A 21,636-nucleotide genomic window follows, 5' to 3' on the forward strand; every position below is an offset into this window, starting at 1 on the left:
GCATCAAAATTTTTAGGTGAGTAGCATTTCAATGAATGCCGATCCAGTCGATGCGATTTTGGCTCAATGGCAAAGAGAGCGCCCTGACTTAGATGTGTCGCCAATGGGCATTATTGGTAGGATGGGGCGACTGACCAAATACTTAGAACGATCGCTTCAACAGACATTTTCCAACTTTGGCTTGAACGTTGGAGAATTTGATGTGTTGGCGACATTGCGCCGTTCTGGCCAACCGTACCAGCTTACGCCGACCGAGCTATTCAATACATTGATGGTTTCATCGGGTACGATGACGCATCGTATAGATCGCTTAGAACGGGCCGATCTTGTGAAGCGCATGGACGATCCGAGCGATCGCCGAGGGACGCTAATTCAGTTAACCGATAAAGGTTTCAACGCGATCGAGAAAGCTGTTGAGGCTCATGTTGCCAATGAGCATCGACTCCTTAGCGCTTTAGACGAAGCCGAACGTAAAGTTCTAGCTCAACTGCTGCGGAAGCTTTTAATTTCATTTGAGGAGTAGCGGTGACAGTAAAAAATCATTGCAGCGGATGCACAAAGTCTTTTTACTTCGTTGCAATCATACTTGTCACAATACAGAAATCGTTCAACTTAGCGAAATCCCAGATTTCTGTATCTGTTTTCTCTGCTAGCCCGTGAAATTCAACATGGCTAGCGTTAGGGAAAATATCAGCCAAGCGAGTAACTAATTTTCGGCTCAGATTTTGATCGAATAGTAGTTTCAAGCGACACTCACCGAAGCAACTAAACGACGATCGCGATCGGCGACAAACTCTAAACAGGCTCTAATATCTGTTTCTGTCAGTTCTGGGAAGTCGTCAATAATCTCAGTAATAGACATTCCAGAAGCCAGCCAGCCAAGAACATCGTAAACCGTAATTCGCATCCGACGAATGCAGGGCTTGCCACCACGCTTATCTGGCTCTATGGTGATGATATCGCGATAGCTCATAAAAAATATTTGGTAAGTGGGAAACGAGCGAGTCTTTAGACCTGAGAGGAAAACGACTCGGCGGTTTCAACCGCCTTGAATCCCCTTTCGGGGTTAGAGGGGTATGGTTGCCCCTCTGTGGAGATATGGTTGTCTCCGAATCCCTTTCGGGTAATGTTCTGTTTCAGTGACCTTGAAACAGTTTAACTACTAGCGACAGGGCAGGGGACTAGCGTCGCATCCACAGGGTGTCGTGACCCAAATAACGTAGACCTGCGTGAGGTCTTAGGCTGGTCAGAATGGCTTACTTGATTTCTCTTGCAAGCCCAATCTCTTTAGAGTTGGGTTCCTGACGATACAGGTAAAGTGTTTGCATCTACATTATAGAAAAATATATCGGAAAATAAAAACAAAAAAATCTGAAGCTGGAAACTTCCAACTTCAGACTTTTACTAACTCCCCGGGTAGGATTTGAACCTACGACCAATCGGTTAACAGCCGATCGCTCTGCCACTGAGCTACCGAGGATTGCGTGGTTTTTGTCACCCACATTTACTAATAGTAGCTGAACTTAGAGGATTTGGCAAGGCCTTTGACAAACTTTTTTTCGATCGTACAGAAAGCGGGTTCCAGCAGCTAATGCAGCCCCATTCTCATTCTGGCGAGACGCTGCTGCGATTCAGGATCGAGGGAATTCGACAGAAAACGACTGGAGTTGTGTTTGCGGGATTTGTGCTGGCGCTCGCTGCGGCGGGCGGTGGATTCTACGTCAGCGGCTAGTTGTTCGGCGGACATCCATTCGGCACCGTAGCCGACTACGGTCAATTGCTGCGCTCGGTCTGAGGTGGCGACAATCATCCGCCCTTTGCCTTTGACCGATCGCAACTCGTAGCGCAAACTAGCACAAGACTTTTCAATATAAGTATCTGCCGTCTGACCGAAGTCAGTGTAGTGCACTGATAAATTTTTAGTAATAATTTCTTTAACGCTCGGAGTATCTCGATAGTGAGCGTCAAACACGAGTCTGGCCTCAAAATCTTGAACGGCGCTGTAGTTAACTAAAACCTCAATCAACTCGCGGCGGGCTGTTTCGAGTTCGTCGCGATCGCGCTTCTCTCGGAGTCGAGGCCAAAGTCCAATCATGTTATAGCCGTCTACAAGTAACACTGCTTGCGATATATAGGGTGACATGGTTCAAGGCTGAAGAGCTCCAGCAGATAGAGGACGTTATTTGCATTGTTCATCAAAGCTTTTGTTAAATCTTATTACAGATTGATGATTGATTGCTACCTCCGATCGCAATAATTAAACCCCCCAAATCCCGAAAAGCTTGGGATGTGGGGGGTGATACGATTTTCGATTTTTGATTTTCGATTTTTGATTAAAGAATCGGGAATGACTTGTCACATAAGGGTTTGGAGTTTGCTTACAGTTGCATTCCTGTGGGAAATTGGTGTGGGATTTGTGCGATCGTCTTCTGCAAGCTTTGCTAGCGCGCGATCGATAAATTTTTCCGCTTACTCGACAGATTCCACGGATACGGGCGATGGCTTACGCCCCGCTTCGCTACGGACAACCGTCGGCAGAGATATTTTCTCCACCGCAGGAGTACAGCCCAGCCACTGCACCGACAAGTCCGCAAACTGCTGCGGGGCGCCACTCACGCAAAAACGAGTCGGCAGCGCAGCACCCGAATTTCGCAGCCCTAAAACCTCCAATTCTCGGGCAGCAGCAGCCACCACGCGCACCGCAGGATCGATTAAATTCACCCCAGCAGGCAAGAGCGATCGCAACACGGGAGCCAACAGCGGATAATGAGTGCAACCGTAAATCAGCGTATCAATTCGCTGCTGAATCAAAGGAGCCAAATATTCCCGAGCCACCTCAGAAGTATAAGGATCGTGAATCCGGTTTTGCTCCACCAGAGGCACAAAAGCCGGACAGCTAACCTGCCATACCCGACAAGAATCATCCATTTCCAAAATCGCATTTCGATAGGCATTGCTAGCAGCCGTAGCAGGAGTTGCGATCACCCCGATCCGCTTGCCTTGCTGCACCGCAGCCTGGGCCCCCGGCAGAATTACTCCCAGCACCGGAATATCAAACTCAGCCTGCACCATCTCCATCGCCAAAGCAGAACTGGTGTTGCAGGCCATAATGACCATTTTCACATCCTGTTCCACCAGCCAGGCCATAATTTCGCGGACAAAATGCACAATTTCCGACGCAGCCCGAGTGCCGTAAGGCAGCCTTGCCGTATCTCCAAAATAAAGTATTGATTCGTTGGGCAATTGTTTGTATAACTGCGTCAAAACAGTCAAACCGCCCACGCCACTGTCAAATATACCGATTCTTTGTTGTCTGGAGTCTGTTGTCATTTGTTAATTGTTAATTGTTAGTTGTTAGTTGTCTGTTGTCTGTTGACTGTTGACTGTTAACTGTTAACTGTTGGCAGGAAAGCAGTTGACAGGAAAGCAGTTGTCTGTTGTCATTTGTTAATCGTTTTCTCTGGCTAATAACAAATAACCAATAACATTAATCAACTGTCAACTGTCAACTGTCAACTGTCAACTGTCAACTGTCAACTGTCAACTGTCAACTGTCAACTGTCAACTGTCAACTGTCAACTGTCCATTTGACTCCGGTAAGCTGGATCGGAAAGTTTAGCAGCATCCTCAGCACCTGTGACAAAACCGACTTCCAGCAACACAGAAGGCATAGCACTCTTCCTCAAAACATAAAATCTCGCCTGCCGCACCCGGCGGTCTTTCGCCCCCGTCCCATCCAAAATACTGGCGTGAATCACCCGAGCTAAATCTTCCCCGCTATCGAAATAATAAGTCTCAATCCCGCTAATATCCGGGCGACTCATATTAATCGCGTTGGCGTGAATGCTGACAAACAAAGTAGCATTCACCCGTGATGCTAAAGAAACTCTCGGTTCTAGGTCAATTTCGCTGTCGTCAGTCCGAGTCATTACGGCTTGCACGCCCTGCTGTTCTAGCAGCCTTGCCACCTGATATGAGATATCTAAAACAATTTCCTTCTCCTGAATGCCCCCAATCCCGACGGCACCCGGATCGCGGCCGCCGTGGCCAGGATCGATCGCCACTACGAAACGACGGTTAGAACCTTGGGGCAAATCACCCGCTCCTATACTGCTTCTCGGCGGCAACGGCTGCGGATTTGGATCGCGAGTCAAAGGTGACTGCGCGCTAGCACTCGATCGCAACTGCAAAGACAGCATCTGCGGGTTAGGTCTCGTCACCCTGCCTACCTGTACCCCCGATCGCGGTTGCACCCAAATCACCACAGTCTCCGCGTCTTCCTGGCTGGCGGTAAACGATACAGGACTGTTGCCATCGAGCTGAGGAATTTGCCCCGCCAGAGAACTAGAAGCAAGCCGAATCCAGTAAGCTTTCGATGATTGATCCCACCCGCTGGTATAGGAGACTTGGCGGTCAGTTCTCACCACGAATTGCGTGCCGTTACTCGCTAAATCAATGGACTGAACTCTCGCTAAACTTCCTTGAGCTGGTCTCCCAACAGTTAGGGGTTGGGAGCGCGTCAGGATTGGCGGACTCGTGCCTCCTGGCGATAGCACAACCGAGCCAGAATTGCCGACAGAAGCGCGCCACTGAGTATTAGAACTCTTCATCCGCAAAGTTACGCGGGTAACGGGCGGATCTGTTGGCAATTGCCGGACTTCAATCTTGTCAACTCCGTGCTTGCCGTTAGTTTGAGGCTGTTGGCCGCCCGCGCCCGCAGCTAAAGTAGCTCCTTCAATATCGAGGGTGGCGATGTCCCCGGCTCGACTTTGTTGAAAATTAATTTGGGGGTTGCCACCGGCAGTACGGATCAAAAAACCGTCCGCCGTCACCTGAACGTTCTGAACTACAGTCGCTTCAGCAGATTGGGTTTCCCTTGCTGAAGGTTCAACCGATAATCTTTCTCCCCCAGGTTCTGAGATCGAATTTTGAGTTCCTCCGCGTACTGGTGCGGGCAAATCTACTGTCCACTCGCTGGCAGAAATGCCCCGAAATTTTACTTGCTGGGGGTCTAGAGTAAACCCGTCTTTGAGTTCGACGACTATTCTGGTGGTATCGTCGTCAAACTGTCCTACTCGCACAGATTCGATCGCCCCTGACAGCGGTTTGTTGACCGAGGGACTGCCCAGACTCGTCCCCGGTAAGTCGATTACCAATCGCGTGGGGTTGAAAATCAGTTGAGCCTTGGGTTGGACTCCCCCCTCTGTTCTAATGTAGAGCCGGTTCTCTGAAGCATCAAACCGCCAAGATTGCAGTCTAGCTGCTTCGGCGGCTCCGGCGAGCAAAAATACACTTAAGAAACTTGGTAGTAGCCAGTGGAATTTCACGACAGTTTTTTCCTCGTTTGCGTTACTGCTAAAAGCTGGAAGGGTGCTGCTTGCCCGAGTGGCTTTCAGCAGTTCGCCGCCAGCAGACCGGGGGCCAGGGGCCGTCAGTTGTTGGCTAAATGACTTTTTTATGCGTTAACTGGCCGCCAAATCCCCAATTATGACATTTTGGAACTTTCCTGCATACTTGGGGGCGATCGGTTATAAGCTGACTGAGAAATTGTTGGCACAAGGGAAGGTATTTATAGCAAAAGGAAGAAGGAAGTTCGGCAACGAGCACGCGATCGGGATTTTTAAAATGCGATCGGTTAGAAAACTTTAATTATCTATCGTCGCCAGAGAACTCAGAAGCAATAAAGTCAATGGTTTCAGCAATTCATAATATCCGGACGATCTGGTGCTGCTACTATTTATAGGAGCAATTAACCCTTATTTCTTGAAGTTAGAAGTTGAAATTTTACCAGAAAGAATTGGTTGAAAGCCGGAACCCCGATCGGGAGAATTTAAAATCAGACTATTCATTACTCCAATCCTCATCCTTCTAGGTAGAGGTCGCTCTCCTTCGGTCAACTGTCAACTGTCAACTGTCAACTGTCAACTGTTGAACGCTCTTCAAGGAATCTGTACGACGGGTCTTTAATGGATAGAGATAGTTACAGTAAGGGTAATAATCCGTTTGACAGTTGCATTGTCTTCTAACTTTTCATAGGCTACCTTGATAACTTAACAACCTACTTTCAGCATGATCAGGATTTCCCAGATTGAAATGACTTTTGAATGCAGCTAAATATTAGTTCCAGACCAACTGGCATATCCTTTTATAAAATCATTGTCTCTCACAGCTTGACATTGACATACAACTACATAGCGCCTCTTCCGTCTTTTTTTATGGCATTGTTACAGTCGGACATTTTGGGTAGTAATGGAAACTTAGTTGTTAGTTAGGTTTCCGGCATCGCTAATCTTAAACGATGATAGCCAGTCAATGCTGTTAACTGTAAATGGAGAATGTTTTGTCTCACTTTGTTTGGTGCCTAATGCTTTGTCACCAACAGTCTTTGAGCGTATACGATCGACAGCCAAAGGATTGGTTGCTTGACGGGGGAAAAGTTTTGACCGGAGATATTGTTATCGCAGTTGTCAAGTTTTTGCGACACCAGAAACAATCGATCGGCTTCTGGCAAAAACCTGTGATTTGGTTTGATGACCTGCCTTTCGACTAACTGCATAACTCCCACGTATACTACCAGTTAGAGAAGATACAGTATCTTGGCGATTCTGTCAATCTCTAAATTGCTGAAAAAAGCGACCATAAAATTAAATAAATCAACTCACCTTAGCTGCAAAATTTCGATCGATCCAGTTCAAAATTGCTTCATTTACTTGTTCCGGGCATTCATCCTGGGGACAGTGGCCGGCATTGTCTAATTCAACTAGCTCTACATACTGGGGATTGCATTCGACAAATTGGTGGGGCCGGGCGAACCGAGGGGGAATCATCCGGTCTTGTTTGCCCCAAATTAACAGCATCGGGATTGTGGAATTTCGCAGTACAGTCTTGACACCGGGGCTGAATTGTGAACTGCCTACAGCTTTAAATACAGCGCAGAAGGTACGGGCGGCTCCCCGATCGCCCGCAGGCCCTGATAGAATGTCCACTAATTCGTCGGTAACAGATTCCGGGTTGGCGTAGGCAAAGCCGACCCAGCGGCGGACAACTGAAGGTTTGCGGACGAAAGCAAACAGAGGTCTGAGGATGAGCGGAGAAACAAACCAGCTTTCCACAGCTTCGATCGCCGGTAACAGCCATCCGGGTACCGCCTCGGCTCGCACAGACGGGTCTGGGAGGCTAATCATCACCGTGCCGGCTACCATCTCCGGGTGAGCGGCGGCGGCGGCCAGACAAATCAGGGAACCGATCGAATTTCCTGCCAATACTACCGGCTCTCTGATAAAAGTCAGCCAAAAATCATACACTTGATCGACCCACAAAGACACAGAGTAGTTAACGGGAGCTTTTTGGGAAGCGCCAAAACCCAACAAATCCAAGGCGTAAACTGTATGTTTTTCAGCGAGGGGGCCGAGATTTTGACGCCAATGACCGATCGAAGCTCCAAACCCGTGCAGTAAAATAATTGGGGTGCTTGATGTGGCGGAGGCTATTGGTTTGGTAGCAGCATCTGGAAGATCGATCGCGCCTTGATTGTTCCCCAAAGCCGGCCGCAAATAGCTGTAGCGAGTTTGCCAACCGCGCCACACCCAGTCTCGTTGAGTTCCTACCCGTTGGTGCCAGTGCAGATAATTTGTCAATTTTGCCTCAGCTCGCAACATAAATTTACATTTGCTTATACCCATTCTACAAGGCAAATCAGGGGACTTGGGGAACGGAGCGGACTGGCTAGATTAGCTAATAAAAGCCGTTTTAGCTGATTTTTAACGATTTACCGGGAATTTGCGACCTTTTTACCATCAATCTGGCACGGGGGCGGGCGATCGTGTGTGAAGTTAAAATAAAACTAAGCAGAAACTTAGCCAGACTGAGTAGAATAACAGGTATTGTAAGAATTCATTTACGATAGTCCAAATATTCCCTAAGGCTTTAGCTGAGGGGAGAGAGGGCGCGGTAGTACGTCCGGTAAGGGTAACACCTTACAAAATAGCTCGATCGGACAAAATGAAAGATTGGTCGATCGAACCTGTAATTATCAAGAAGCTTCAATATTAAACTACTGATTGTAAAACCATTCATGCCTGTGATTGAAAGAAGACAAAATCGCAACCTACCCCAGATTAACGAAAATATTCGATACCCCAAAATCCGGGTGATCGATACCGACGGCGCGCAACTAGGGATATTGACACCCGCAGAAGCGCTGCGTCTGGCAGAAGAAAAAGAACTCGACCTCGTACTTGTCAGCGACAAAGCTGACCCGCCTGTATGTCGCGTCATGGACTACGGGAAGTACAAATTCGAGCAGGAAAAGAAAGCGCGAGAAGCTAAACGGAAGCAACACACTGCTGACGTGAAGGAAGTGAAGATGCGCTATAAAATTGAAGAACACGACTACCAAGTGCGCCTCAAACTAGCAGACCGCTTTATCAAATCTGGGGACAAAGTAAAAGCCACGATCATGTTCAGAGGTCGGGAAATCCAACACAGTAACCTAGCAGAGGACTTGCTCAAGCGCATGGCCACAGATTTGCAGGAAATCGCAGAGGTGCAGCAAGCGCCGAAAAAAGAAGGCCGCAGTATGATGATGCTGCTGTCGCCGAAAAAATAGTTATGAGCGATTAGTCATCAGTCATCAGTCATCAGTCAATAGTAATAGACTGGTGACGGTAGACTAATTGCCACGCCCCAAAAAAGATATAGGTTTCCGACTCTAGTCGTCGAGGGTCAAAACAAAAATTTTAGACCAAAGTTCCAGCTCCTAGATTCCATCTGTGGAGCAAATCTAAAATCGTTCGATGCTCGCGCTAGCCGAAGTCTAAAATCTAAAATCTAAAATCTAAAATCGGGATATCTACGCACTCTTAAGCATGGAAAATTTTCAAATCAGCGCTTGGGCGGGAGCAGGAAAAGGAGTGCTGCGATCGCTCAACCTGCGATCGGAAGAAGTAGAGCGAACCATACTGATGTTCCTCGTCTACACTCTAACCTCCGTCGGGCTGATCTGGCTGGAACTCAGCACGGTAGGTCTGTTTTTAGACGAATTCGGTGCGGACAAAATGCCCTTTATCTATATAGCCAGCGCCTTTATTGGTTCTGGTTTGGGATTTGTCTACTCGTGGATGCAAAAAATCCTGCCGCTGAGACGCACCGTTGTAGCGGTTCTGGGAATGATGTCGGTACCGCTATTTTTGTTTAGATTCGGCATCGGCTACGAAAATACTAAGATAGCTGGCATCAGCATCGCTTTTATTACTATTTTTTTGATGTGGCTGTGGGTGGAAGCTTGCTATGTCCTCAATGACCTCAATACTTCCATCACTTCCAACCAACTGTTTAATATTAGAGAAATCAAGCGCACCTATCCGCTAGTTAGTAGTGGTTATCTAGTGGCTGGAGTAGTCAGCGGGTTTTCTCTGCCGGTTTTGCTCTACGTAGTCGGACTCAAAAACGTTACTCTGGTATCGGGGTTAATGGTGGCGACAGGCTCGCTGTTGCTGTACTATCTGACGGAAAAATACCGTCAAGCTTTCCCGGAAACGGCTCACTGGACAGATGACGAGGACGAAGACGACCAACAAGAATTTACCGCCCGAAAAATAACAGGCCCTCTCCAAAAATACGCCATACCTCTAGTTAGTTTTTTCGTCCTTGCAGAAGTCCTCTATGTGTTGGTAGATTTTCAATTCTACAGCCAGCTAGAATACCAAAACCCTTCGGACGGCGCTAGTGGAGCTAGCTGGATAGCGAGCTTTCTGGGGATTTACGAGGGCATACAAGGCTTGTTTCAAGTGGCGACTCAGTGGTTCGCATCGAGCCGCTTGGTAGAACGAATTGGTGTGTTTGTGACGGCGATGATTTTGCCGGCGGGAATCGCTATTCTGGGCGTGCTGACGATAGGAGCATCCCTGGGCCAGCTAGTGTCTGTGTTCATCGGACTGATTTTGCTGAGATTTCTGGACGAACTGCTGCACTACACGCTGTTGGAAACTATTAGCCCGGTTTTGTTCCAACCCATCCCTGACAATATTCGATCGGGAATTCAAACTCTAGTCAACGGTGTGGGCGAACCTATTTCCTGCGGAGTGACAGGAGTTGGCATCCTAATTATGCTGTGGGTGACAGACAAGGTACTTCCCCACCAAGACGAAAAAGACACACTATTTCATGACAACCAAAGCTTGGTATTCATCGGCGCGATCGTACTTTTGGCCCTGGTGTGGCTGTTTGTAGTCTGGCTGATCCGCTCTCAATACGTGGGTTTGTTGGTCAAAAGTGCTGAACGGGGGCGCTTGGGCGTCACTGACGTTGACCTGAAAGCTCTCAAACGCGCAGTGGTGGAAACTCTGGAAAAGCCGGGGGGCGAAGATGAAAAGCGCTCTTGTATAGAACTGCTGACGCAAATTGACCCGAAAAATGTCGGAGAAGTTTTGGCGCCGATCCTGGAAGTGTTACCTTCGGCTTTGCAGCGCCAGAGCTTGGAAACAATGCTGCAACACCCAAACCCGGAATATTTAGAAGCTGTACGGGCTCTATCGCAGCAATCCTTGCCGCCGGAGGTGCTGGCCTTGGCTTTGCGCTACATCTGGCTGACGGAGGCTGAACCGAATATTGACAACTTGCGGCCTTATTTGCAGCCGAATGTCGATCCGGTAGTACGGGGTACGGCGGCTGCTTTAATTATGAGAAGGGGCGATCGCCAGCAAAAGGCAGAGGCTACTAATACGCTGCGCCAAATGCTTACCCACAAGATGGAACGAGAACGGGTGATGGGAACGCGGGCTCTGGGAGAGGCTGATTATTTGCAAGGACTGCGGCTTTATATCCCGAATCTGTTGCAAGATGAATCTCTGCGAGTTCGCTGCGCTCTGTTAGACGTGATTTCTTCTACTCATTCTGAAGAATATTATCCTTCGCTGCTGCGCGGACTCGGTTACAAATCGACTAGGGAAGCGGCTTTGCAGGCGATCGTCAAACTTCACAATGATGCGATTCCTTTGCTCGTCTATTTGGCTGAGGACATCCATAAGTCGGATTTGGTCAGATTGCAAGCTTGGACGGCTCTCGGTCAAATAGGGACTGTGGAGGCGATCGACATTTTGGTCAGCAATTTGATGACGGCTTGGGGAACTACCAGGCGCAACATCCTCCGCATCCTGTTGAAAATGCCATCGGAAGCGGGTATAGAAGGGATTCTAGACCGCATCGGCCGCAGCGGATTGGAAACTCTTATCGAACAGGAGTTGATGTTTATCGGTCAAATTTATGCAGCTATGGTGGATTTGTCTGGTGTAACAACCTATGGCAATTTTGCCGATCGAGATGCCAGCAGGGGTGCACCCGAGAACGATACGGCTCAATTGTTGCAGCGCGCTCTGGCGGGGTTGGAAGCTGATGCTAAGGAACGATGTTTTTTGCTGATGAAGTTTCTTTATCCGTTGGACACCGTACAAGCTGCTGCTTTCAACATTGCTTCTGGCCAACCTTCTTTGGTGGCTAGGGGATTGGAAATTCTCGACAATACTGTGGATATCGCTAAGAAGCGATCGCTGATCAATTTGTTGGATCAGCACTCGGAAAGAGAGAAATTGAGCAATCTCTCGGAATTAATGGTGTACAAACCTCTATCCCCGAGCGATCGTTTGCGCCGCTTACTGGAATTGCGCCATTTCCTTTCGGATTGGACTTTAGCTTGCTGTTTTCACTTGGCGAGGGAAGCGCGTTGGAGCCTTACCGCCCAACAAACTCTTGTCTGTCTGCAACACCCGACGGGTTTTGTCCGCGAAGCAGTGTTAGCCTATTTGAAAATAGCTTCACCGCGGGCTTTGCTCGAATTGTTGCCGAGGCTGCAAAATGACCCCGATAATTTGGTATCAGCTCAAGTTGAAGAGATGATGGCAGAGTTGGGTGCTGGGGGGAAAAGGTAAAGAAGGAAGAGGGAAGAAGGAAGAAGGAAGAAGGAAGAAGGAAGAAGGAAGAAGGAAGAAGGAAGAAGGAACAAAAAGAAACTATCTTCAATACCTAATTCCCAATACCTAATGCCCAATGCCCAATGCCCAATGCCCAATGCCCAATTCCCCTTCCTTTGTTAAAGTTTAAATTAATCACTGCATCGCATTATGTTAACTAGCGTCGAACGCCTATTGTTTGTCAGGGAAGTTCCGATTTTTAAGGAACTGCGGGATGATTTTCTTGTCCGTCTAGCATCGGTAATGGACGAACTTTCGTTTCCTTCTAAGCACAGGATTTTTACGGAAGGACAAGAAGGTCGATCGCTCTATATCTTGGTATCGGGTACGGTGCGGGTGCATATAGGCGATCGGGATTTGGCACAGTTGAAGGCGGGGGCTTGTTTCGGGGAAATGTCGCTATTTGATGCGGAACCTCGATCGGCTTCTATTTCGACTCTGGAACAATCGGAGTGTTTGATGCTGACTCAAATGCAGCTTTATGATGCGATCGATGAAACGCCGGGAATTGCTGTTAATATTATTCGCTTGCTGTCGCGCCGGATTCGCGAGTTGAATATCAAGTTGAATGCTAAAGAGGCGGTTATGCCACCGACAGATCCTGTGAGAGTTCCTGAAATGCGATGAATATTGGGAATCGGGAATTGGGAATTGGGAATTGGGAATTGGGAATTGGGAATTGCGGATAGTTTATTCCTTCTTCCTTCTTTCCTCTTCCTTCTTCCTTCTTCCTTCTTCCTTCTTCCTTCTGCTATCAAACAATTAAAAACCCGGTTTCTTATTAGACCTCTTGCAAAAATAGTTAGGACGGGCTAGAAGCCCATCCCACAAAAATCTTTTTTCTTGTGGGATGGGCTTCTAGCCCGTCCCAAAATTTTCGATGGTGAAGCGCAATTTGCTGTCTAAACTATTCGGAAAATAAAAGGGTAGCGGTAAGCTTCGTTAGGAGTTTGCAACACGTGGATAATAGCCATGACTGTCAGTCCCCAATGTAGGAGATAACCTAGTGGCACTAGGATAAACCCGGCAAGCCCAAAAGTCACCACCGTTAAGGCCACAATCACAGCGCTGTACACCCATACATTCAAATGAAAATTGATGGCTTCTGTGGCGTTTTCTTTGACAACGGGGTCATCAGATACTAACAATACAGCGATCGGCGCTCCGATCGATAAAACTAACGTGCTGAAAAAAATCGCCCCGTGACACACCAGTGATAGCAGCTTTCGCTTGTCGGAGTCGTACATATTACTTTGATTCCTTGACTTTAGTGATAATTTTACCTTTAATAGCAACTCTAGCACAGGCTATAATGGCGATCGGGTGATGATTCCCCTACCTATTTTGTGATGACAACAGAACTCGAAACTGAACTGCTAACTGCTGCCCGGCGCCGGCGCAACTTTGCTATTATCTCCCACCCTGACGCGGGAAAAACTACTTTGACAGAAAAGCTGCTGCTTTACGGAGGTGCAATTCACGAAGCAGGTTCTGTGAAAGCACGGCGGGCTCAGCGACACGCTACTTCTGACTGGATGGCGATGGAACAGCAGCGGGGAATTTCGATTACTTCTACTGTTTTGCAGTTTGAATATCAAAATTATCACATTAATCTGCTCGATACTCCCGGACACCAAGATTTTAGTGAAGATACTTATCGTACTCTGGCGGCTGCTGATAATGCGGTGATGCTTGAGGATGCTGCTAAGGGTTTGGAACCGCAAACTCGCAAGTTATTTGAAGTTTGTAAGTTGCGACGTTTGCCTATTTTTACTTTCTTTAATAAGCTCGATCGCCCTAGCAGAGATCCTTTGGATTTGTTGGACGAAATTGAGAAGGAATTGGGGTTGCAGACTTATCCGGTGAATTGGCCGATCGGTACGGGCGATCGCTTTAAAGGTGTTTTCGATCGCAGAGGGCGCAAAATTCACTTGTTCGAGCGGACTAAACACGGTTCTCGCGCTGCTGTTGATACGGTGATCGAATTGGGCGATCCGCGCATTGAGGATTTGTTGGAACAAGACCTTTACTATCAGCTCAAAGAAGAGTTGGAACTGCTGGATGAGTTGGGAACTGAACTCGATTTAGACTCCGTTCGGGCTGGGAAAATGACTCCGGTTTTCTTTGGTAGTGCGATGAGCAATTTTGGGGTCGAGCTGTTTTTGGATGCGTTTTTAGATTACGCCATGAAGCCGATCGCCCGCAACAGCAGCGCCGGCGAACTGCCCCCAACTTATGAAGATTTTACCGGGTTTGTGTTTAAGTTGCAAGCCAATATGGATCCGAGACATCGCGATCGCGTGGCGTTTATTCGCGTTTGTACCGGCAAGTTTGAAAAGGACATGAACGTCACTCACGCTCGGACTGGTAAAACGGTGCGTTTGTCAAGACCTCAAAAGTTATTTGCTCAGGATCGGGAGTCGATCGAGGTTGCGTATCCGGGCGATGTTATCGGTTTGAACAATCCGGGGGTTTTTGCGATCGGCGATACTATTTTCACCGGTCAAAAAGTCGAATATGAAGGGATTCCCTGTTTTTCGCCGGAACTTTTTGCCTTTTTGAGAAATCCGAATCCTTCTAAGTTTAAGCAGTTCCGCAAAGGTGTTTCGGAGTTGCAGGAAGAGGGCGCTGTGCAAATTATGTATTCGGTTGATGAGTCGAAACGCGAACCGATTTTGGCGGCTGTGGGACAGTTGCAATTTGAAGTGGTGCAGTTCCGAATGCAGTCGGAATATAATGTCGAAACTACGATCGATATGTTGCCTTACAGTGTAGCTCGTTGGGTAGATGGCGGTTGGGATGCGCTGGCCAAGGTGGGACGGCTGTTTAATACTGTGACGGTGAAGGATTGTTGGGGAAGGCCGGTTTTGTTATTTAGGAATGACTGGAATTGCCGTCAGGTGGAAGGTGAGCATCCTGTTTTGAGGTTAAATGCGATCGCGCCTGTGGTTTCTGGTTTGGCCGTTACCGCGGAGTGAGATTACCACGATTACCTTGAATGAAAGACAACCCTAGATTCGATCGAAATCTTCCGAGTGGCGATCGTTTACATGAGTGCGATCGCCTCCATCAACCGCAAGCAGTGCGAAGTGCAAGCAGATTTCGACCTTCGGGGCGATCGAGTGCGATCGATCTCCTCCGGTTGTGGCAAATCGATCGCTTTGTACGAATCCCGCAAACAAGAAACCAGGAAGCATCCAGTCACAAATGATTCCCTCACCTACCGCCGCTTGTTTGAATTAGAAGCGTGTCTGCTGGAAAAAGAACGATCGGGAAAAAGCGGTTTATTCGGTCAATTAATTGTGCGCTGAGGTGATACAATGGCATCAGAAAAAAACTGGTATCTAGTTGGCATCGCATTATGGTTGCTTTACCCGATCGCCTATTGATGAGCGCAGAAGAATACCTGACTTGGGAACCCACCCAAGAAGAGCGCTACGAGTATTGGGATGGCGAAGTCGTCGCTATGAGTGGCGGAACCCGCAATCACAATCGGATTACCTTCAACTTCTCCAAGGTTCTAGATGATGCCCTTGTCGATCGCCCTTGCGAGATGTACATGGCCGATGTCAAAGTCCAAGTGGAACCAGGACAAAAGTATTTTTATCCTGATGTTGTGGTAACTTGCGACGATCGCGATAACGATCCGCAATTGGTGCAATTTCCTTCCTTGATTGTCGAAGTTTTGTCACCTTCAACAGAAGCTTTGGATCGCGGCGCAAAATTTGCTAAATATCGCCAATTTTCAACGCTGCAAGAGTACGTCTTGGTGCAAGTCGAACAGCCCAGAGTAGAAATGTTTCGGCGCAACGAACAAGGGCTATGGGTGCTGTCGGAGTATGGTTTGGGCGATACTTTGCGACTGGAATCAGTGGATGTCGAAATTGCGATCGACCAATTGTACCGCCAAATACAATTTTCTTAGTCTCGCGTTGCGCGGACATTGTTTGTGTAGCCACGAATTCCATTCGTCCTTTCTCTCTTTCTTTCTTTCTTTCTTTCTTAGTCCGCGGAGGCGGACATTGTTTGTGTAGCCGCGAATTCCATTCGCCGGGTATCCAACGGAAATTCACCCAATATTCACCCAATATTCACCCAATATTCACCAGATATTCCCCCTTTCTTCCTTACAAAACTTGCTTGGGGGCGATCGGAATTTCAATAATAAACTCAGTCCCCTCTCCAGGTGCAGAAACACAACTCAACTTTCCGCCATGAGAACTCACAACAATCGAGTGCGAAATCGATAATCCCAAACCAGTTCCCGAACCCACCGGCTTAGTTGTAAAAAACGGATCGAATATCTTGTGCAGCACCTCACTGCTCATCCCTGGCCCACTATCAGCCATTCTAATAATAGCAGAATTGCGATCGGTCACCTCCGTAGAAATTGTAATAGTAGGCTGTTTATGAGAGCTTTCCGGGCAATCTCTTGCCAACAGCAGCGCATCGATCGCATTTGTCAAAATATTCATAAATACCTGATTCAACTGCGACGCATAACAAGTAATTAACGGTAGCTTGCTGTAATTTTTAATCACCTCAATTCCCAAACGGCCACCTTCTTTTCTCAGGCGGGGTTGCAGCAACATCACTGTACTGTCTATGCCTTCATCGATATTAACCGACTTCATTTGCGCTTCATCCAGGCGCGAGAAATTCCGCAAACTCAACACAATATCCCGGATTCTTTCCGCTCCGACTTTCATAGAATCCAGCAGCTTTTGCAAATCTTCGCTCAAAAATTCCAGTTCAATTGTTTCTATTTCCTCGATGATTTCATCAGCAGGTTCGGGATAGTGGTGCTGGTAAAGCTCAATCAACTTCAGCAAGTCTTTCACGTAGTCGCTAGCTGGATTGAGATTGCCGTAGATAAAACTTACAGGGTTATTAATTTCGTGAGCAACACCAGCCACCATTTGCCCCAAACTCGACATTTTTTCAGTTTGAATTAATTGAGCTTGAGTTAGTTTCAGCTCCAGCAAAGTTTGTTCTAAACGCTCATTCTTGTCATTTAACTCATACGTCCGCTCTTGCACTTTCTGCTCCACAGAATTGTAAAGCAGAGCATTTTCCAAAGAAATAGCAACTTGCGAAGAAAGCAGCCTTAAAACTTCCAATCTATGCGCCGTAAAAGCCCCGAGTGTTAAATTGTTTTCTAAATAAAGAATCCCAATTAGTTTGCCTTGATTGACAATCGGCGTACACAAAAGAGATTTGAGCTGGTGTTTGGCGATGTAAGGATCGGCAGTAAATCGCCCCTCAGCCACAGCATTGCTCAACACCAAGTCCGAGCGAGTCCTTTCCACATAATTAATCACCGTAACAGGCAAATCCTGACATTCTTCCACAGGCGTAAATTGCAGCACTGCTACATCTTCAGCAATTACTGACGCTTTGGCAGAAATCAACAGTTTTTCATCTCTCACCAAAATTAAAAACCCGGATTGTGCGCCTGCGTTTTCGAGGGATATCCTCATCAAAGAAGCCAGCAATTTGTCTAGGACAATTTCGCTGGAAATTGCCAGAGATGCTTTCATTACAGTTGCTAAATCCAGCACTCTCGCATCGCTTCCAGTAGAAGTATGAATAGTTGTGGTAGTTTGATTGTTGTGAAAACTGCCGTTGAGCGGCGTCATTTCCCGCAACTGGGGATACTTCTGTTCTAAATCTTCAACTTTGCGGACTGCACCCCAGCGCAAGTAGCACGAGTGAGCTTCGCGCAAGTGGATTTTGGCATATTGATATTTGCCTTTACTCAACCAAAACTTGGCGGCTAGTTCGTTAGCGAGGGCTTCATTTTGGACAAACTCATTGTCTTGAGCTAAATTGATCGAGAAATCGTAAAGCTCTACAGCTTCTGAATCTTTCTTAGTAATTCTGGCTATTTCTGCTTGTACTAAAAGATACTTGTGCAGAAAGTTTTCACGACAGTTATCAGCCCAGATTTTCATCTGTTTTTGATTGGCTTCTAACTTTTCCAGATATTGTTTTTGCTTGCTTTTTGAAACATTGGGAAAAACGGCAGCTAAAACTAGAGAAAAGAAAAAATTCCACTCGGTAGCGGGTATCGCTCCGGTAATAAAAGATAGTTGCTTTTCTACTTCCAATGCTAGTTGTAGTGCTTCATTGAAGTTGCCATACCAGTACATTACCTGGCATTTGCGAATCTGGTAAAGGCAAAGCGAGTACAAATTTTGATGAGCTTGACAGTTTTGTACGTATTCAGCTTCGCTCATATCGTCGCTTTCAAAGACAAACTTGTCAACAGTGAGTTGGCTCAAGTTACGCAGTATCAGCTCCACTCCTAATAATGTATCGGTAACAAGCTGATTTTTGGTTTTTTGGCTGAACTGCAAATACCTGCTCGTGTCTGCCAGAATTTGCGATATTTCTTTGCCTTGAAAAAAGTAATTGGCTATGCGGTTGGATAGGATATAACCGGCATATTCTAAATCTCCTGATTCTAAAGCTGCTTGATATCCTTCATTACTGATTGCGTGTGCCTCTTTAATATGGTTGAACCAGTAATGAAAAATACTAACCAGCGAAGAACAAGCTCTGCACTTCAAGCCGATATTGCCAGATTTTTCACTCAAATTCAGCGATAGCATGGCAAATTGATACGCGGCTTTGTAATCTCCCGAAACAGCGTTTAAGAACATACCGTAGCCTGCGTAGCAGAGAGATGCTTCGGGTACTAAACCGTAGGTGAGAGAAAGATTGACTCCTTTTAAAACGCTGACTTTCCACAAGTCGGGATTGCTGAGGTAAGCTGATGTTAAGAAGTTGGTGATTAATTTGACTGCGACTTTTTTGTCGGGTACTGTCATTTCGGGAGCGTCAATCAGGGAAGCTATTTCTCTACCTGCTAAAAAGTTTGTGGCTGCTGCAAATTCTTCGGCTATGACTTTTTGCAGCCCGTCTAGCGGCAAGTCAATGCCCAGCAAGTTCAAGGCTTTGATTCCAGCTTTAACTGCTTCCTCGTATTTGGCTCGCAGGGTGTACTGCACGATCAGGAGGTTGTAAATTTCTACTTTTTCTAAAGGCGATCGCGCTTTTTGCAAAGTTATGTTGATAAATTCTTCTGAATGCTCGAAATAGCCGTTCAGATACTCAACGTTAGCGCGCTCCATGTGCAGAGCAAAGGCTAAATCGTAGTGGGAATCCCAGATATCGGCGGTTAAACCGTCCATACCTGCGGTTAAATACTGCAACGCAGCAACATAAGCAGTGGCATCTTTGGCTCTGCGGGCGGCGTCTAAATTCAGGGTTGCCAGTTCAATTAGTTCTCGCTCGTCTCGAATTAGCGATCGCGCTACATTCAAGTGATCGACTAACTCAAAGATTCTGTCAGCGCGATATTCAGCAGGAGTATTTTCGAGGATCTGCCTGCCGATTTTCAGGTGAACGTCTTTTTTTTGCGAATCATCAATTAAAGCATAAGCTGCTTGTTGTACGCGATCGTGCAAAAATTTATAATTGAGAATTAACAGCGGAAACAGCACGTAATCTAATGACTTGCTTTCCAATTCCGAAGTCGGCAGAATCAGCCCCGACTTAATCGCCGGCAACAGGTGAGAAAAAGTTTCCGACGCTTCTTTCTCATTAATTAAAGAAAGAGTATTTAAGTCAAATTCGTTGCCCAAACAAGCCACTAAACGCAAAACCTGCTGCGTTGAACTTGGCAGTTTTCTCAACTTCTGCACCATCAAATCTACTACATTGTCAGTGATAGCGCACTGCTCAATTTGAGTCATATCCCAATGCCAGCCGCCCTTGCTCCCCAACTGTGGCGGATGAAAAACTAGCAGATTTTCTTGATACAATGTTTGTAGGAATTGATTAACAAAAAAAGGATTGCCGTCTGTTTTACTGACAACCAGTTCAGCTAAGGGTTTGACCGATTTGCGATCGCTGTGCAAAGTCTCGGCAATCAAATGAGTGATGTTGTCCACCCCCAGCGGCGACAGAGCAATCTCATTAATGATGGCTTCCTGATTTCGCAGCGTCTCCACAGTCATCATTAAAGGATGAGTGGGACTGACTTCATTATCCCGATAAGCGCCAATTAAAAACAGATATTGAGTAGCTTCATCTGTCATCATCAACTCAATCAATTTGAGTGTGGCAGAATCAGCCCACTGCAAATCGTCGAGAAAAATTACCAGCGGATGTTCGGGCTGGCAAAATACGCGAATGAAATTTTGAAAGACTAAATTAAAGCGGTTGAGAGATTCCGTCGGCCCCAATTCAGCTACAGGAGACTGAGCTCCGACAATTAGTTCTACTTCGGGAATTACATCAATAATAATTTGCCCGTTTTGCCCGAAAGCAGTACGGAGTTTTTCGCGCCAAACTGCCAATTGAGCTTCGCTTTCAGTTAAGAGTTGTCGCACCAATTCCGAAAAGGCGCTAACAACTGCTGAGTAAGGAATAGTCCGCTTGTACTGGTCAAATTTTCCCCAAATAAAATAGCCGCGCCTGCGGGTAATAGGTTTGTCTAAAATCTTCACCATTGCAGATTTGCCAATGCCGGAATAACCAGCAATCAGCATCATCTCGCTGCGGGATTTATGCTGTCCTCTCGCGAGCACTGACAGGGAACTTTCTTTGCGCGATTTGCTCTCTTTCTTGATGACAGAAATTTGGGACTGTTCGATGCGGTAGGCTCGATTATTTGTTGCTGCTACCCGTTCAAATGCCGCTAAAAGAGTTTCAACTTCTCGCTGTCTGCCGTAAAGTTTTTGAGGAATTTGAAATTTGTCAGAAATATCTTGGCTGCCGAGAGCAAACTCGGAAATAACCCCAGATGTTTGCAACTGAAACAGACAGGATTCCAAATCCGCTTTCAGTCCCCAAGCACTTTGATAGCGATCCTCAGCCGCTTTTGCTAGCAATTTCATCACAATGTCTGAAATAGCTTGAGGAATTTCTGGTGAAAGTTCAGCGAGAGGTACTGGCTGTTTGGCGATGTGACAGTGAACTAACTCCATGGGATCGGTAGTGGTAAAAGGGAGCTGTCCTGCCAGGACTTCATAGAAGGTGACGCCAAGGGAATAAAAGTCCGTGCGGTAATCGATTACCCGGTTCATTCTGCCGGTTTGTTCCGGCGACATATAGGCTAAAGTCCCTTCTAAAAAGTTGGGATTTTTATTGGCAACGTTTTCCTGATTTGAGTCACTTGAGATGCTAAAATCTATGACTTTAACTTGTCCAGTCGCGGGATTAAAAACTATATTAGAGGGGTTTATATCTTTATGAATTACATTTTTTGCGTGAATCTCTCCCAAAGTTTCAGCAACTTTGATGGCTGTGGTCAAAAATCCCAAAGAGGTAAATTTTTGGGTAGCCATAAATATTTTTAAAGATTCGCCACCAAAATCTTCTAAAATCATTGCCAGACTATTTCTAACCTGCTGCAACCTGTGCATTTTAACAACTCCGTCGAGCTGGTTTAAGTTGGCAGTGATGTCATATTCCCGTTTGTATCTATTCAGTTCTTCGGGAGTCGGATAGTCTTCTTTGAGAATTTTGATAATAACAGGTTGGTTGTCTTGCTCGTTGCGGCCGCGGTAAACCAGGGAAGTGCTGCTTTCATAAATGAGAGCGAGAACTGCAACGCCGGGAATTGCCATCATAGTTGGTTCTCTCAAATTAGGTGTGCTTG

General features: G+C 46.7%; 18 protein-coding genes and 1 tRNA gene. 9 read left to right on the forward strand and 10 right to left on the reverse strand.

Annotated features, from left to right (window positions below):
• Window positions 1–16: 16 nt before the first annotated feature.
• Window positions 17–523, forward strand: a complete 507-nt coding sequence (locus JGK20_RS10095) for a MarR family transcriptional regulator (RefSeq protein WP_293184672.1) — start codon at window positions 17–19, stop codon at window positions 521–523.
• Window positions 524–566: 43 nt separating this feature from the next.
• Here the strand turns inward: JGK20_RS10095 and JGK20_RS10100 are convergent, their stop codons facing one another.
• The 6 genes from JGK20_RS10100 to JGK20_RS10125 form a co-directional block, all read right to left on the reverse strand.
• Window positions 567–746, reverse strand: a complete 180-nt coding sequence (locus tag JGK20_RS10100) for a DUF5615 family PIN-like protein (protein ID WP_293184669.1) — start codon at window positions 744–746, stop codon at window positions 567–569.
• Entirely contained in the window at window positions 743–973 is a 231-nt protein-coding gene (locus tag JGK20_RS10105; RefSeq protein WP_293156139.1) for a DUF433 domain-containing protein, read from the reverse strand. The genes JGK20_RS10100 and JGK20_RS10105 overlap by 4 nt, the downstream gene beginning before the upstream one ends.
• Window positions 974–1,408: 435 nt before the next feature.
• A tRNA-Asn gene (locus tag JGK20_RS10110) sits at window positions 1,409–1,480 on the reverse strand.
• Between the two features lie 108 nt (window positions 1,481–1,588).
• Window positions 1,589–2,143: an NYN domain-containing protein gene (locus JGK20_RS10115; RefSeq protein WP_293184667.1), complete on the reverse strand. Its 555-nt coding sequence runs from the start codon at window positions 2,141–2,143 to the stop codon at window positions 1,589–1,591.
• Between the two features lie 326 nt (window positions 2,144–2,469).
• Window positions 2,470–3,330: a glutamate racemase gene (murI, locus tag JGK20_RS10120; RefSeq protein ID WP_293184665.1), complete on the reverse strand. Its 861-nt coding sequence runs from the start codon at window positions 3,328–3,330 to the stop codon at window positions 2,470–2,472.
• Between the two features lie 245 nt (window positions 3,331–3,575).
• Window positions 3,576–5,327 carry an N-acetylmuramoyl-L-alanine amidase gene (locus JGK20_RS10125; RefSeq protein WP_293230290.1) on the reverse strand — a complete coding sequence of 584 codons (1,752 nt, stop codon included), beginning with the start codon at window positions 5,325–5,327 and terminating at the stop codon, window positions 3,576–3,578.
• Window positions 5,328–5,487: 160 nt separating this feature from the next.
• Here JGK20_RS10125 and JGK20_RS10130 point away from each other — a divergent pair, with 160 nt between their 5' ends.
• The gene (locus tag JGK20_RS10130; protein ID WP_293184661.1) at window positions 5,488–5,649 is read left to right on the forward strand and encodes a hypothetical protein; all 162 of its coding nucleotides are present in this window, start codon (window positions 5,488–5,490) and stop codon (window positions 5,647–5,649) included.
• Between the two features lie 712 nt (window positions 5,650–6,361).
• On the opposite strand, the gene JGK20_RS10135 is transcribed toward JGK20_RS10130, so the two are convergent.
• Both JGK20_RS10135 and JGK20_RS10140 read right to left on the reverse strand, forming a co-directional pair.
• Window positions 6,362–6,556: a hypothetical protein gene (locus tag JGK20_RS10135; RefSeq protein WP_293184659.1), complete on the reverse strand. Its 195-nt coding sequence runs from the start codon at window positions 6,554–6,556 to the stop codon at window positions 6,362–6,364.
• A gap of 97 nt (window positions 6,557–6,653) precedes the next feature.
• Window positions 6,654–7,658 (reverse strand): alpha/beta fold hydrolase, encoded by a 1,005-nt coding sequence (locus JGK20_RS10140; RefSeq protein ID WP_293184656.1) that lies wholly within the window; start codon window positions 7,656–7,658, stop codon window positions 6,654–6,656.
• Between the two features lie 416 nt (window positions 7,659–8,074).
• Here JGK20_RS10140 and infC point away from each other — a divergent pair, with 416 nt between their 5' ends.
• The 4 genes from infC to JGK20_RS10160 all read left to right on the forward strand — a co-directional run bounded on the left by infC (window position 8,075) and on the right by JGK20_RS10160 (window position 12,593).
• Window positions 8,075–8,608 carry a translation initiation factor IF-3 gene (infC, locus tag JGK20_RS10145; protein WP_265239585.1) on the forward strand — a complete coding sequence of 178 codons (534 nt, stop codon included), beginning with the start codon at window positions 8,075–8,077 and terminating at the stop codon, window positions 8,606–8,608.
• 259 nt (window positions 8,609–8,867) lie between these two features.
• Window positions 8,868–11,924: a HEAT repeat domain-containing protein gene (locus JGK20_RS10150; protein ID WP_293230292.1), complete on the forward strand. Its 3,057-nt coding sequence runs from the start codon at window positions 8,868–8,870 to the stop codon at window positions 11,922–11,924.
• Complete coding sequence (locus JGK20_RS10155; RefSeq protein ID WP_293184651.1) at window positions 11,905–12,036, forward strand: hypothetical protein; 132 nt, start codon at window positions 11,905–11,907, stop codon at window positions 12,034–12,036. Before JGK20_RS10150 ends, JGK20_RS10155 begins: the two co-directional genes overlap by 20 nt.
• 80 nt (window positions 12,037–12,116) lie before the next feature.
• On the forward strand, window positions 12,117–12,593 hold the full coding sequence (locus JGK20_RS10160) for a cyclic nucleotide-binding domain-containing protein (RefSeq protein WP_293184648.1): 477 nt from the start codon (window positions 12,117–12,119) through the stop codon (window positions 12,591–12,593).
• Between the two features lie 275 nt (window positions 12,594–12,868).
• Here the strand turns inward: JGK20_RS10160 and JGK20_RS10165 are convergent, their stop codons facing one another.
• On the reverse strand, window positions 12,869–13,213 hold the full coding sequence (locus JGK20_RS10165) for a DUF4870 domain-containing protein (protein WP_293230295.1): 345 nt from the start codon (window positions 13,211–13,213) through the stop codon (window positions 12,869–12,871).
• 102 nt (window positions 13,214–13,315) lie between these two features.
• Here JGK20_RS10165 and prfC point away from each other — a divergent pair, with 102 nt between their 5' ends.
• The 3 genes from prfC to JGK20_RS10180 are packed head-to-tail and all read left to right on the forward strand — an operon-like array spanning window position 13,316 to window position 15,891.
• Entirely contained in the window at window positions 13,316–14,944 is a 1,629-nt protein-coding gene (gene prfC / locus JGK20_RS10170; protein WP_293218938.1) for a peptide chain release factor 3, read from the forward strand.
• 57 nt (window positions 14,945–15,001) lie between these two features.
• Window positions 15,002–15,277, forward strand: coding sequence for a hypothetical protein (locus JGK20_RS10175; RefSeq protein ID WP_293230298.1), 276 nt, complete (start codon window positions 15,002–15,004; stop codon window positions 15,275–15,277).
• Window positions 15,278–15,327: 50 nt separating this feature from the next.
• Window positions 15,328–15,891, forward strand: a complete 564-nt coding sequence (locus tag JGK20_RS10180) for a Uma2 family endonuclease (RefSeq protein WP_293183299.1) — start codon at window positions 15,328–15,330, stop codon at window positions 15,889–15,891.
• Window positions 15,892–16,093: 202 nt separating this feature from the next.
• Here JGK20_RS10180 and JGK20_RS10185 read toward each other — a convergent pair whose 3' ends face one another.
• Window positions 16,094–21,607, reverse strand: coding sequence for an ATP-binding sensor histidine kinase (locus JGK20_RS10185; RefSeq protein WP_293212405.1), 5,514 nt, complete (start codon window positions 21,605–21,607; stop codon window positions 16,094–16,096).
• Window positions 21,608–21,636 lie beyond the last annotated feature (29 nt).

This window comes from Microcoleus sp. PH2017_05_CCC_O_A, assembly GCF_020738785.1.
GTDB lineage: Bacteria > Cyanobacteriota > Cyanobacteriia > Cyanobacteriales > Microcoleaceae > Microcoleus.